Origin of the sequence: Micromonospora sp. KC606 (assembly GCF_004348675.1) — a bacterium.
Lineage (GTDB): Bacteria > Actinomycetota > Actinomycetes > Mycobacteriales > Micromonosporaceae > Micromonospora.
On sequence record NZ_SMKN01000160.1, the window covers coordinates 1 to 12,498 of the forward strand.

Here is a 12,498-nt window from a genome sequence, read left to right on the forward strand (position 1 = left end):
GGCACAACCGGGCCACCGGCCAGCCCACGACCAGGTCCCTGATCGCCTACGACCACTGACCCGACTTCGGACTTACTCGTCTAGGCGGCGGCGGGGACGCGACCGGCGGCCGGCGCAGGCTCCGGGGTGGGTTCGACCGGGCGGCGTTCCCTGGTCGACCAGAGCACCGACAGGGTGGCCAGCAGCACCAGGCAGGAGCCGAGCATGTGCGCGCCGACCAGCGGAGCGGGCAGGTCGGTGAGGTACTGCACGAAGCCGATCACGCCCTGACCCAGCTCGACGGCGACCAGCACGAGGGCCGCCCGGGCCGGGCCGGCGGCGCCGACGGCCCGGAAGGCGAAGACCAGCGCCACGGAGAGGCCGATCAGCAGGAACACGCCGTCGGCGTGCACCTGGGAGACCTGCTCGGGGTCCAGGCCGTTGCGGGCGGCCCCGCCGTCGCCGGCGTGCGGGCCACTGCCGGTCACCCAGGTGCCCACCACCAGCACCGAGGCGCTGACCACCGTGGTGACCCTCGCCAGGGTGCGCAGCGGACCGGGCACCACGGGCACCGCCGGCCCGTCCGGCTCGCTGATCCGTCGCCACAGCGCGTACGCGGCGGCGATCACCGCCATCGAGGCGAGGAAGTGCAGCCCGACCACCCACGGGTTGAGGTTGGTCAGCACGGTGATCCCGCCGACGATCGCCTGCGCGGGGATGCCGAACAGCACGGCCACCGCCAACGGCAGCGACCCCCGCCGGCGCGGCCGCTGCCGCAGCACCGCCACCACCACGGCGAGCGCGATGGTCCCGACGACGAAGACGAGCAGCCGGTTGCCGAACTCGATCATCCCGTGCACGCCCATCTCGGGTGTGGCGGTGTACGACTCGTCGGTGCACCGAGGCCAGGTCGGGCAGCCCAGGCCGGACGCGGTGAGCCGGACTGCCCCGCCGGTGACGACGATGGCCACGTTTGCCACGATCGAGGCGTACGCGAGGCGGCGCAGCAGGGTGTCGGAGGCCGGGAACCGGACGGAAGCCTTCACGTCTCGAATCCTACGCACCGTAGTGGAGCCCGACCGGGGTGGTTCCACGGCTGCGGTGTCGGGGATCACCAGAGGTCCGGTTTGCGGGCCCGGGGCGAATTACGTAACGTTGCCGTTGTGAAAAACGTGGCGGCGCTCTCCGGGCACCCGCCGGTGACCGTCCCGGTCACCGGCGTGCCGCCGTCCGCCGATCTTTCCACCCGCGACCGGGTCACCCAGCTGCTGCTGGAGCGGGGCGCGACCACCGCCGCGCAGCTCGGCTCGGCGCTCGGGCTGAGCCCGGCCGCGATCCGCCGGCACCTGGACGCGATGCTCGCCGACGGCGACGTGGTCGCCCGGGAGCAGGTCGTACGGGGCAGCCGGGGCCGGGGCCGCCCGGCGAAGGTGTTCCTGCTGACCGACGCCGCCCGGGGCCGGTGCGGCACGCACCACTACGACAACATGGCGACCGAGGCGCTGCGCTGGATCGCCCGCTACGGCGGTTCCGAGGCGGTGACGGCGTTCGCCGCCGAGCAGGTCGTGGCGCTGGAGGCGCGCTGCCGGGCTGCCATGGAGGACGCCGGCGACGACCCGCTCGCGCGGGCGGAGGCACTCGCCACCGCGCTCACCGCCGAGGGTTACGCTGCCAACGCGTCCACGATCGCCTCCGGCGGCCAGCTCTGTCAGCACCACTGCCCGGTGGCGCACGTGGCCGCCGAGTTCCCCCAGCTGTGCGAGGCCGAGACCGGGGTCATCTCCCGCCTGATCGGCACCCACGTGCAGCGCCTGGCCACCATCGCCCACGGCGACGGGGTGTGCACCACGCATATTCCGGCCCAGCCGCGCGTTCAGTCCGGTAACACCGTCACCACTGTGAGGACAGATAGATGACCGAGCAGATCGTCCAGCCCCTGACCCAGGAAGAGCAGCTCGCTGCCCTCGGTCGCTACGAGTACGGCTGGGCCGACTCCGACGTCGCCGGGGCGGTCGCCCAGCGCGGCCTCAGCGAGGCGGTGGTACGGGACATCTCGGCCAAGAAGAACGAGCCGGCCTGGATGCTCGACCTGCGCCTGAAGGGCCTGCGCCTGTTCGGCCGCAAGCCGATGCCGGCGTGGGGCGCCGACCTCACCGGGATCGACTTCGACAACATCAAGTACTTCGTGCGGTCCACCGAGAAGCAGGCCACCAGCTGGGAGGACCTGCCGGAGGACATCAAGAACACCTACGACAGGCTGGGTATCCCGGAGGCGGAGAAGCAGCGGCTGATCGCCGGTGTCGCGGCGCAGTACGAGTCCGAGGTGGTCTACCACAAGATCCGTGAGGACCTGGAGGAGCAGGGTGTCCTCTTCCTCGACACCGACACCGCCCTCAAGGAGCACGAGGACCTGTTCAAGGAGTACTTCGGCACGGTCATCCCGGTCGGCGACAACAAGTTCGCCGCGCTGAACACCTCGGTCTGGTCCGGCGGCTCGTTCATCTACGTGCCGAAGGGCGTGCAGGTGGAGATTCCGCTGCAGGCATACTTCCGGATCAACACCGAGAACATGGGCCAGTTCGAGCGGACGCTGATCATCGTCGACGAGGGCGCGTACGTGCACTACGTCGAGGGCTGCACCGCGCCCATCTACTCGTCGGACTCGCTGCACAGCGCCGTCGTGGAGATCGTCGTCAAGAAGAACGCCCGCTGCCGGTACACCACCATCCAGAACTGGTCGAACAACGTCTACAACCTGGTCACCAAGCGCGCCGTGTGCCACGAGGGCGCGACCATGGAGTGGATCGACGGCAACATCGGCTCCAAGGTCACGATGAAGTACCCGGCGGTGTACATGACCGGCGAGCACGCCAAGGGCGAGGTGCTCTCGGTGGCCATGGCCGGCGAGGGCCAGCACCAGGACGCCGGCGCCAAGATGGTGCACGCCGCTCCGCACACCAGCAGCACCATCGTGTCGAAGTCGATCGCCCGGGGCGGCGGCCGCACCTCGTACCGGGGTCTGGTGCAGGTGCTGGAGGGCTCGCACCACAGCCGGAGTACGGTCAAGTGCGACGCGTTGCTGGTCGACACCATCTCCCGCTCGGACACCTACCCGTACGTCGACATCCGCGAGGACGACGTGTCGATGGGGCACGAGGCCACCGTCTCCAAGGTCAGCGAGGACCAGCTCTTCTACCTGATGAGCCGGGGGCTGAGCGAGGACGAGGCGATGGCGATGATCGTGCGCGGCTTCATCGAGCCGATCGCCAAGGAGCTCCCGATGGAGTACGCCCTGGAGCTCAACCGCCTGATCGAGCTGCAGATGGAGGGCGCGGTCGGCTGACCCCAGCCGGCCCGCCCGCGGCCTCGGCCCGTCACGCGCACCACCCGCGCGGGTTCGTCTCCGCCGGCCCGACCGGCATCGAGCCGCGAGCAACCCGCCTCCGATCAATGACACCGTCGTCCCGGAACAGACCAAGGAAGAGATGACTACCCAGGCTTCCGCGCCGCCCAGCACCAAGACGCAGGCGCTCCGCTCGTACGACGTCGCCGACTTCCCGGCCCTCACCGGCCTGGAGGAGGAGTGGCGTTTCACCCCGCTCAAGCGCCTGCGAGGCCTGGTCGGTGGCGCGCAGACCCCGTCCGCCGTGGTTCGCCACGAGTACGGCGACCTGCCCGCCGGCGTGACCGTCACCCGGATCGGCACGGACGACCCGCGGGTGGGCGGCGTGCTCACCCCGGTCGACCGGGTCAGCGCGCTGGCGTACGGCGGGGCCGGGCAGGCGCTGCTGGTCTCGGTGGCCGCCGACGCGGTGGTGGGCACCCCGGTGAGCCTGCGGGTGGTCGGCGAGGGCGCGGACGGCATGGCCTTCGGGCACACCTACGTCGAGGTGGGGCGTTTCGCCGAGGTGACTCTGGTGCTGGAGCACGTCGGGTCGGCGACCCTGGCCGACAACGTCGAGGTGTCGGTGGCCGACGGCGCGAAGCTGACCCTGGTCACCGTCGCCGACTGGGCCGCCGACGCGGTGCAGGCCCAGCACCTGAAGATCAGGCTGGGCCGGGACGCCAAGGCCACCCACGTGCAGGTCACCCTCGGCGGGGACCTGGTCCGGCAGTTCACCTCGGTGGAGTACACGGGTCGGGGCGGCGAGGCAGAGCTGTACGGCCTCTACTTCGCCGACTCGGGGCAGCACCTGGAGCACCGGCAGTTGGTCGACCACAACGTGCCGGACTGCCGCAGCTACGTCGGCTACCGGGGAGCGTTGCAGGGCGACGACGCCCGGACGGTCTGGGTGGGCGACGTGCTGATCCGCGCCGAGGCGACCGGCACCGACACGTACGAGATCAACCGGAACCTGCTGCTCTCCGACGGGGCGCGGGCGGACTCCGTGCCGAATCTGGAGATCGAGACCGGCGAGATCGCCGGCGCCGGCCACGCCAGCGCGACCGGTCGCTTCGACGACGAGCAGCTGTTCTACCTGATGGCCCGGGGCATCCCGGAGGGCGAGGCCCGTCGCCTGGTGGTCCGGGGATTCTTCGCCGAGCTGATCAACAAGATCCCGGTCGAGGAGCTGCGCGAGCGGCTCGGCGACGCGATCGAGGCGCGGCTCACGAAGGCTGACGCCTGATGATCAGGATCTGCGCGACCGAGGACGTGCCGAAGGGCAGCGTGATCAGCGCCGACGTGGACGGCACCCAGATCGCCGTGGTGCACGGCGAGGACGACCAGTTCTACGCCGTGCACGACGAGTGCTCCCACGCCGCGGTCGCCCTCTCCGAGGGCGAGGTCGAGGGCTGCACGCTGGAATGCTGGCTGCACGGATCCCGTTTCGACATGCGTACCGGCGAGCCGACCGGCCTGCCCGCCACCGAGCCCGTTCCCGTCTACGCCGTCGAGATCCGCGACGGTGACATCTACGTCGACCTGACGCCGAGCAATGGAGTGACCCGATAATGAGCACCCTGGAGATCCGCGACCTGCAGGTGTCGGTGAAGCTGCCCGAGGGTGAGCTCAAGCCGATCCTGCACGGCGTCGACCTGACCGTGCGATCGGGGGAGACCCACGCGATCATGGGCCCGAACGGCTCCGGGAAGTCGACCCTGGCCTACTCGATCGCCGGCCACCCCAAGTACGAGATCACCGGCGGCTCGGTGACCCTCGACGGCGCCGACGTCCTGGAGATGTCCGTCGACGAGCGGGCCCGCGCCGGCCTCTTCCTGGCCATGCAGTACCCGGTCGAGGTCCCCGGCGTCTCGGTGGCGAACTTCCTGCGTACCGCCAAGACCGCCATCGACGGTGAGGCACCGAAGCTGCGCACCTGGGGCGGCGAGCTGCGTGGCGCCATGGAGCGCCTCCAGATGGATCCGGCGTTCGCCCAGCGAAACGTCAACGAGGGCTTCTCCGGCGGCGAGAAGAAGCGGCACGAGATCGTGCAGCTGGAGCTGCTCAAGCCGAAGATCGCCATCCTCGACGAGACCGACTCCGGCCTGGACGTGGACGCGCTGCGCGTGGTCAGCGAGGGCGTCAACCGGGTCCGCGACACCGGTCACACCGGGATGCTGCTGATCACCCACTACACCCGGATCCTGCGCTACATCAAGCCGGACTTCGTGCACGTCTTCGTCGCCGGCCGAATCGTCGAGCAGGGCGGCCGCGAGCTCGCCGACAAGCTCGAGGACGAGGGCTACGAGCGGTACGCCGCCGGGGCCGGTTCGGCGCGGGTCTGACCACCGAAGACAGGGGTTGCTGAGATGACCACCACCGCCATCCCGGAGGGGATGCCGCAGTACGACGACGTGCCGCGTTTCGACGTGGCCGCGGTGCGCGCCGACTTCCCGATCCTCGACCGGTTGGTCAACGGGCACCGGCTGGTCTATCTCGACAGCGCCAACACCTCGCACAAGCCGCGGCAGGTGCTCGACGTGCTCACCGAGCACTATGCGCTGCACAACGCCAACGTGTCGCGCTCGGTGCACACCCTGGGCACCGAGGCGACCGAGGCGTACGAGGGTGCTCGGGCGAAGGTCGCCGCGTTCGTCAACGCCCCGAGCGTGGACGAGGTGGTGTTCACCAAGAACTCCACCGAGGCGATCAACATCGTGGCGTACGCGTTCTCGAACGCGTCGCTGCGCCCCGACGCCGACCCTCGGTTCCGGTTGGGGCCGGGCGACGAGATCGTGATCTCCGAGATGGAGCACCACTCGAACATCGTCCCGTGGCAGCTGCTGGCCGAGCGGACCGGCGCGACCCTGCGTTGGTTCCCGGTCACCGACTCGGGGCGGCTGGACGAGTCGGGGCTGGCGGAGCTGGTCACCGAGCGGACGAAGATCGTCTCGCTGGTGCACACCTCCAACATCCTCGGCACGGTCAACGCCACCGCACGGATCACCGAGCGGGTCCGCCAGGTCGGCGCGCTGCTGCTGCTGGACTGCTCCCAGTCGGTGCCGCACATGCCGGTGGACGTGGTCGACCTCGACGCCGACTTCATCGTCTTCACCGGGCACAAGATGTGCGGCCCGACCGGCATCGGCGTGCTGTGGGGCCGGGGCGAGCTGCTCGCCGCGATGCCCCCGGTGTTCGGCGGCGGCTCGATGATCGAGACGGTGTCGATGGCGCGGTCCACGTTCGCCGCGCCGCCGGCCCGGTTCGAGGCGGGCACCCCGCCGATCGCCGAGGCGGTCGCGCTCGGCGCGGCGGTGGACTACCTCACCGGAATCGGGATGCGCGCCGTGCAGTGGCACGAGAAGGAGCTGACGGCGTACGCGCTGGACGCCCTCGCCACCGTGCCCGAGCTGCGGATCTTCGGTCCGGCCGTGCCGGTCGGTCGGGGCGGGACGATCTCGTTCGCCCTCGGTGACGTGCACCCGCACGACGTGGGGCAGGTCCTCGATGCGCTCGGCGTGCAGGTGCGGGTGGGGCACCACTGCGCGAAGCCGGTGTGCACCCGGTTCGGTGTCCCGGCGATGACCCGGGCCTCGTTCTACCTGTACACCACCACGGAGGAGATCGACGCCCTGGTGGCGGGGCTCGAGCAGGTGCGGAAGGTGTTCGACTGACATGCAGCTCGACCAGCTCTACCAGGAAATCATCCTGGACCACTACAAGCACCCGCACGGCCGTGGCCTGCGCGACGCCGAGGACCCGCAGGCGCGGGTGGCCGAGGCGCACCACGTCAACCCCACCTGCGGTGACGAGATCACCGTCCGGGTGGCCACCGACGGTGACCGGCTCGCCGACATCTCGTACGACGGGTTGGGCTGCTCGATCAGCCAGGCGTCGGCGAGCGTGCTGCACGAGCTGCTCACCGGCCGGGGCGCGGGTGAGGCGTTCGCCGTGCACCAGGCGTTCGTCGAGTTGATGTCCGGCCGTGGCCAGGTCACGCCGGACGAGGACGTACTCGGTGACGGTGTGGCGTTCGCGGGTGTCGCGCGCTACCCGGCCCGGGTCAAGTGCGCGCTGCTGCCGTGGATGGCGTTCAAGGACGCCGCGGCACGCGCCGGGGTGGGCGCGAGCCCGACGGAGGTGAAGGCATGAGCGAGGACACCGCTACCGCGGCTACGCCGGAGACTGGCGACGCCGCCGCGACGCCGCAGACCGGCGCCGTGACGACCGACGGCGCGGCGACAGCGGGTGCCGGTGACGTCCTCCCGGCGGCTGCCGGCGGCAAGGCCGCCGTCGCCGACGTCGAGGAGGCGATGAAGGACGTCGTCGACCCCGAGCTGGGCATCAACGTGGTCGACCTCGGCCTGGTGTACGGCGTGCACGTCGACGACGAGAACGTCGCCACCCTGGACATGACGCTCACCTCGGCGGCCTGCCCGCTGACCGACGTGATCGAGGACCAGGCCCGGCAGGCGCTGACCACCGGCCCCGGCGGGGGACTGGTGAACGACATCCGGATCAACTGGGTCTGGCTGCCGCCGTGGGGCCCCGACAAGATCACCGACGAGGGGCGCGATCAGCTCCGCTCGCTCGGTTTCAACGTCTGAACGTCGCCGCGTCGAGCGCCGGCACCCGGAACCGGGTGCCGGCGCTCGACGCGGCGACGACTCCGTTTCGGGCAGCAAGGGGGCGAGCCCGGCCGGGTCGGCGACCCAGCGCGTCACCTGCTCCCACTCCGGCGCAGGTCAGCGGCAGCGCCCGCAGCCGGGCGGCGGCCATTGTGTCCGCGCCCCGCTCTGGGACGCCCCTGCGGAACGCGACAGACTTCCGGGCCCACGCGTGGAGGGCGCGAGGGTTCTCCGCACGAGCGGAACCTGATCTGCGCGTCTGGTCCCGGGCGAGCGTCGCCGTCCGGATCCCGCCGGCGTTGGACTGCCAGGACGCCGCAGAATCGGAGGCGCGTCGGCCGCGCCCGGGCCAGAATGGCACCGTGATCGAGGCGTACCCGATGCAGGGCCCTGTCCGCGCGGCCACCGCAGCGCGCCGACAGCGGACCGCACGGGCATCCGCCCCGGCGCGTCGCCCGTCGTCGTGACGGCGGCCTTCCTGGCCGGGATGGTCGCCGGGTACGGCGTGGCGATCCCGGTCGGCGCCATCGCCGTGCTCGTCATTGGACTGGCCGCGCGGGCCTCGTTCCGGGTGGGCGCCGCCGCCGCGCTCGGTGTCGCCACAGCCGACGGTCTGTACGCCGCGTCCGCCGCGTTCGGTGGGCGGCCCTCGCCGCTGTGATCGCCCCGATCGCCGGCCCGATGCGCGTGGTCGCCGCCCTGGTGCTGCCCGGCCTCGCCACCCCCACCGCCTGGCGCGCCCTCCGTCGGGCAGCCGGTACGGTGGCGGGCGACACGCCACGCCGAGGGTTGGACAGCCCGCAGCGGGCTTTCGTGTCCAGCGCGATCATCACCGCCCTCGCCGTCGGCGTGTTGCTCGGCGGGTGACCGCCGGCCCGTTGACGCGGATCGTGCCGTACGGTCGGATCATGAGTAGCCGACCCGCAGCCGGGGGCGGCCGGTGGGTCGAGGTCGACCCCGCCCGGGTTGCCCGGTGGACCGAGGGCTTCGCCGACCGGCACGGCCCGCCGACCACCACCGTCCTCGGGTACGGTCTGCTACTCACCGCCCCCGACGGCGCCAGCGCCGAGTTGCACACCCCGCCCGGCGCACGCCCCGCGCCGGACCTGCCCGGGTTCGTGGGGGCGGTCGCCGCTCCCCGCCGGCTCGGTCTGCTGCTCGCTCGCAAGGGCGCGGTCGCGGTCGGCGTCGCGGCGGGGGACGACCTCGTCGTCTCCAAGGTGGACACCCGGTACGTGCAGGGGCGCACCGCAGCCGGCGGCTGGTCCCAGCAGCGGTTCGCCCGGCGGCGGGACAACCAGGCCAAGGCGGCGCTCGGCGACGCGACCGAGCTGGCTGTACGGCTGCTGCTGCCGGAGGCGTCGACGCTGGCCGCGCTGGTCTGCGGCGGTGACCGACGGGCGGTGGACGGCGTGCTCGCCGACCGGCGGCTCGCGCCGCTTGCCGCGCTGCGTGCCGAGCGGCTGCTCGACGTGCCCGAGCCCCGTCACGCCGTGCTGGTCGCCGCGATCGCCGCCGCCCGCGCGGTCCGCATCCTGGTCCGCGACCCGACCTGAACCTGCCGCGCGGTCTCGGACCGACCCCGCGTGCCGCGTGGCGGTCACACCGGCCCCATGCGGGCGGGCCGGACGTTCAGATGCTGCCGCCGAAGGTGTCGCAGGACTTCGGGTCGCCGGTGGAGTACCCCTGGGTGAACCACCTCTTGCGCTGGGCGGACGAGCCGTGGGTGAACTCCTCCGGGTTCACCGGGCGGTTGGCGCGCTCGGAGATGGCGTCGTCGCCGATCTTCTCGGCGGCGTCGATGGCCTGGCTGATGTCCTGTTCGCTGATGCTCTTGAAGAGTTTCTCACCTGTTTCGTCGGCGGTGCCGGTGGCGTTCTTCGCCCAGGCTCCGGCGTAGCAGTCGGCCTGCAGCTCCAGCCGCACCGACAGCGTGTTGGCGTTGCCCGGGTCGCGCTGCTGCTGGCGGCGCATCTGCGCCTCGGTGCCGAGCAGGTTCTGCACGTGGTGGCCGTACTCGTGGGCCAGCACGTACGGCTGGGCGAACTCGCCGGCGGCGCCGAGCTGGTCGGCCAGCACCCGGTAGAAGGTGAGGTCGATGTAGACCTGGTGGTCGGCGGGGCAGTAGAACGGGCCGACGCCGGAGTCGGCGGCGCCGCAGCGGGTGTTGACGCGCTGGCTGAAGAAGATGGTCTTCGACGGCCGGTACTGTTCGCCGAACGCCTCCGGCAGCGCCCTGCGCCAGTACGCCTGGATGGAGTTGACGTAGAGGGTGTTGCGGCAGTCGAGCTGTTGGAGGGCGTCGTCGGCGGCGCACCTCTGTTCCAGCGCGGTGTTGTCGCCCTGCTCCCCGCCGTCGATGGCCGCGTTCAGCCCGAAGCCGCCGCCGACCAGCGCCACCAGCACGGCGATGACGATGCCGATGATCCCTCCGCGCCCGCCGCCGATCGGGATGGGGATGCCCATGCCGGCGCCGCCGCCGGACCCTCGCCGGTCCTCCACCTGGCTGGTGTCGATCCGTGCGTTCTCGTTCAGCTCCATGTTGACCCCGATCACCGATTCGTCACGTGGTTGCGGCACCGGACCGGGTCCGGACGGCGTTCCGATACCCGATGATCTTGCCGGGTAATCCGGGCGGCGCGGCGCGGGAGGCCCGGTACACTTGCTCCCGTGCTGCTCTGCGAAGGCTGAACCGCCCCGCGCCGACGGTCCATCGGGTCCGCCGGCCGTTTCGCGTGCCCTGAGTCAGCCCTTCCAGACCCCGAGAGCGAGTACCAGAAATGATCATTGTCACCGGTCTGGAGCTGCGCGCCGGCTCCAGGATCCTACTGTCCGACACCACCCTGCGGGTGCAGCCGGGCGACCGGATCGGCCTGGTCGGCCGCAACGGCGCCGGCAAGACCACCACGCTGAAGGTGCTGGCCGGCGAGGGGCAGCCGTACGCCGGCCAGATCGACCGGCGTAGCGCCATCGGGTACCTGCCGCAGGATCCGCGCACCGGCGACCTGGACGTCACCGGGCGGGACCGGGTGCTCTCCGCCCGAGGGCTGGACGTGCTGATGGCCCAGATGGCGGAGCTGGAGTCCCGGCTCGCCGAGGACGCCGACGAGAGGCTGGTCCGCCGCTACGGCGCGCTGGAGGACCAGTTCGCCTCCCTCGGCGGGTACGCCGCCGAAGCCGAGGCCGCTCGGATCTGCGCCAACCTGGGGCTGCCCGACCGGGCCCTGACGCAGACGATCGGTACCCTCTCCGGCGGTCAGCGCCGCCGGATCGAGCTGGCCCGGATCCTGTTCCGCGACGCCGGCGAGAACGGCGGCGGCATCCTGCTGCTCGACGAGCCGACCAACCACCTGGACGCCGATTCGATCACCTGGCTGCGTAGCTTTCTCGCCAACCACAAGGGCGGGTTGATCGTGATCTCCCACGACGCCTCGCTGCTGGAGTCGGTCGTCAACAAGGTCTGGTTCCTGGACGCCACCCGCTCCGTGGTCGACGTCTACAACCTGGGCTGGAAGGCGTACCTGGAGGCGCGGGAGGTCGACGAGCGGCGTCGCCGCCGGGAGCGGGCCAACGCCGAGAAGAAGGCTGGCGCGCTGATGGCGCAGGCCGACAAGATGCGGGCCAAGGCCACCAAAACCGTGGCCGCGCAGAACATGGCCCGCCGCGCCGAGAAGCTGCTCTCCGGCCTGGACGAGGTCCGGGTCGCCGACCGGGTGGCCAAGGTGCGTTTCCCGACTCCGGCGCCGTGCGGCAAGACCCCGCTCACCGCGACCGGCCTGTCGAAGTCGTACGGCTCGTTGGAGATCTTCACCGACGTGAACGTCGCGGTGGACCGTGGCTCCCGGGTGGCGATCCTCGGCCTCAACGGCGCCGGCAAGACCACCCTGCTGCGGATGCTCGGCGGCCTGCTGGAGCCGGACACCGGCTCGGTGAACCCGGGGCACGGGCTGCGACTGGGCTACTACGCCCAGGAGCACGAGACGCTGGACGTGGAGCGGACGATCCTGGAGCACATGCGCAGCGCCGCGCCGGAGCAGACCGACACGGACCTGCGCCGGATCCTCGGTGCGTTCCTCTTCTCCGGTGAGGACGTGGACAAGCCCGCCGGGGTGCTCTCCGGCGGTGAGAAGACCCGGCTGGCCCTGGCCACCCTGGTCTGCTCGGGCGCGAACGTCCTGTTGCTCGACGAGCCGACGAACAACCTCGACCCGGTCAGCCGGGAGCAGGTGCTGGACGCGATCGCCCGGTACCCGGGCGCGATCGTGCTGGTCACCCACGATCCGGGCGCGGTGCTGGCGCTCAAGCCCGACCGGGCGATCCTGCTCCCCGACGGCGACGAGGACGCCTGGAGCGACGACCTCCTGGAACTGGTGGAACTCGCCTGACACCGCCGGCGCGCGGGCCGACCTCACCGTTGATCATGAGGTTGGCGGGGCTGCGGGAGGTCCACACCGCCGTCAACCTCATGATCACGTGTCGGTGGGTTGGGTGGGCGACCGGGAGGGGGCG

General features: G+C 71.4%; 12 protein-coding genes and 1 pseudogene. 11 read left to right on the top strand and 2 right to left on the bottom strand.

What is annotated here, in order from left to right:
• Positions 1-80: 80 nt before the first annotated feature.
• Positions 81-1,043 carry a COX15/CtaA family protein gene (locus tag E1193_RS23500; RefSeq protein ID WP_207922822.1) on the bottom strand — a complete coding sequence of 321 codons (963 nt, stop codon included), beginning with the start codon at positions 1,041-1,043 and terminating at the stop codon, positions 81-83.
• Positions 1,044-1,142: 99 nt separating this feature from the next.
• Here E1193_RS23500 and E1193_RS23505 point away from each other — a divergent pair, with 99 nt between their 5' ends.
• The 10 genes and pseudogenes from E1193_RS23505 to E1193_RS23550 all read left to right on the top strand — a co-directional run bounded on the left by E1193_RS23505 (position 1,143) and on the right by E1193_RS23550 (position 9,545).
• Positions 1,143-1,895: an HTH domain-containing protein gene (locus tag E1193_RS23505; RefSeq protein WP_132185356.1), complete on the top strand. Its 753-nt coding sequence runs from the start codon at positions 1,143-1,145 to the stop codon at positions 1,893-1,895.
• Positions 1,892-3,322 (top strand): Fe-S cluster assembly protein SufB, encoded by a 1,431-nt coding sequence (gene sufB, locus E1193_RS23510; RefSeq protein ID WP_132185357.1) that lies wholly within the window; start codon positions 1,892-1,894, stop codon positions 3,320-3,322. The genes E1193_RS23505 and sufB overlap by 4 nt, the downstream gene beginning before the upstream one ends.
• Before the next feature lie 142 nt (positions 3,323-3,464).
• Complete coding sequence (gene sufD / locus E1193_RS23515; protein WP_132185358.1) at positions 3,465-4,607, top strand: Fe-S cluster assembly protein SufD; 1,143 nt, start codon at positions 3,465-3,467, stop codon at positions 4,605-4,607.
• Entirely contained in the window at positions 4,607-4,933 is a 327-nt protein-coding gene (locus tag E1193_RS23520; protein WP_132185359.1) for a non-heme iron oxygenase ferredoxin subunit, read from the top strand. Before sufD ends, E1193_RS23520 begins: the two co-directional genes overlap by 1 nt.
• Positions 4,933-5,706 (top strand): Fe-S cluster assembly ATPase SufC, encoded by a 774-nt coding sequence (gene sufC / locus E1193_RS23525; RefSeq protein ID WP_132185360.1) that lies wholly within the window; start codon positions 4,933-4,935, stop codon positions 5,704-5,706. Before E1193_RS23520 ends, sufC begins: the two co-directional genes overlap by 1 nt.
• Positions 5,707-5,730: 24 nt before the next feature.
• A complete protein-coding gene (locus E1193_RS23530; RefSeq protein ID WP_132185361.1) occupies positions 5,731-7,035 on the top strand; it encodes a cysteine desulfurase in 1,305 nt (434 codons plus the stop codon).
• Position 7,036: 1 nt separating this feature from the next.
• Positions 7,037-7,513, top strand: coding sequence for a Fe-S cluster assembly sulfur transfer protein SufU (gene sufU, locus E1193_RS23535; protein WP_132185362.1), 477 nt, complete (start codon positions 7,037-7,039; stop codon positions 7,511-7,513).
• Positions 7,510-7,968 (top strand): metal-sulfur cluster assembly factor, encoded by a 459-nt coding sequence (locus E1193_RS23540; RefSeq protein ID WP_132185363.1) that lies wholly within the window; start codon positions 7,510-7,512, stop codon positions 7,966-7,968. Before sufU ends, E1193_RS23540 begins: the two co-directional genes overlap by 4 nt.
• Positions 7,969-8,452: 484 nt before the next feature.
• Positions 8,453-8,742 (top strand): annotated as a pseudogene (locus tag E1193_RS23545) (lysine transporter LysE); the annotation flags it as partial.
• Between the two features lie 155 nt (positions 8,743-8,897).
• Positions 8,898-9,545, top strand: a complete 648-nt coding sequence (locus E1193_RS23550) for an acVLRF1 family peptidyl-tRNA hydrolase (RefSeq protein WP_132185364.1) — start codon at positions 8,898-8,900, stop codon at positions 9,543-9,545.
• Between the two features lie 76 nt (positions 9,546-9,621).
• Here the strand turns inward: E1193_RS23550 and E1193_RS23555 are convergent, their stop codons facing one another.
• The gene (locus tag E1193_RS23555; protein WP_132185365.1) at positions 9,622-10,530 is read right to left on the bottom strand and encodes a neutral zinc metallopeptidase; all 909 of its coding nucleotides are present in this window, start codon (positions 10,528-10,530) and stop codon (positions 9,622-9,624) included.
• A 239-nt stretch (positions 10,531-10,769) separates the two neighbouring features.
• On the opposite strand from E1193_RS23555, the gene E1193_RS23560 reads away from it, so the two are divergent.
• Positions 10,770-12,374 carry an ABC-F family ATP-binding cassette domain-containing protein gene (locus E1193_RS23560; RefSeq protein WP_132185366.1) on the top strand — a complete coding sequence of 535 codons (1,605 nt, stop codon included), beginning with the start codon at positions 10,770-10,772 and terminating at the stop codon, positions 12,372-12,374.
• The last annotated feature ends 124 nt before the right edge of the window (positions 12,375-12,498 follow it).

What these genes read in the sequence shown, in the direction of transcription:
- sufB (WP_132185357.1), top strand. Translation starts at nt 1,892, where the DNA reads ATGACCGAGCAGATCGTCCAGCCCCTGACCCAGGAAGAGCAGCTCGCT.
- sufD (WP_132185358.1), top strand. Translation starts at nt 3,465, where the DNA reads ATGACTACCCAGGCTTCCGCGCCGCCCAGCACCAAGACGCAGGCGCTC.
- E1193_RS23520 (WP_132185359.1), top strand. Translation starts at nt 4,607, where the DNA reads ATGATCAGGATCTGCGCGACCGAGGACGTGCCGAAGGGCAGCGTGATC.
- sufC (WP_132185360.1), top strand. Translation starts at nt 4,933, where the DNA reads ATGAGCACCCTGGAGATCCGCGACCTGCAGGTGTCGGTGAAGCTGCCC.
- E1193_RS23530 (WP_132185361.1), top strand. Translation starts at nt 5,731, where the DNA reads ATGACCACCACCGCCATCCCGGAGGGGATGCCGCAGTACGACGACGTG.
- sufU (WP_132185362.1), top strand. Translation starts at nt 7,037, where the DNA reads ATGCAGCTCGACCAGCTCTACCAGGAAATCATCCTGGACCACTACAAG.
- E1193_RS23540 (WP_132185363.1), top strand. Translation starts at nt 7,510, where the DNA reads ATGAGCGAGGACACCGCTACCGCGGCTACGCCGGAGACTGGCGACGCC.
- E1193_RS23550 (WP_132185364.1), top strand. Translation starts at nt 8,898, where the DNA reads ATGAGTAGCCGACCCGCAGCCGGGGGCGGCCGGTGGGTCGAGGTCGAC.
- E1193_RS23555 (WP_132185365.1), bottom strand. Translation starts at nt 10,530, where the DNA reads ATGGAGCTGAACGAGAACGCACGGATCGACACCAGCCAGGTGGAGGAC.
- E1193_RS23560 (WP_132185366.1), top strand. Translation starts at nt 10,770, where the DNA reads ATGATCATTGTCACCGGTCTGGAGCTGCGCGCCGGCTCCAGGATCCTA.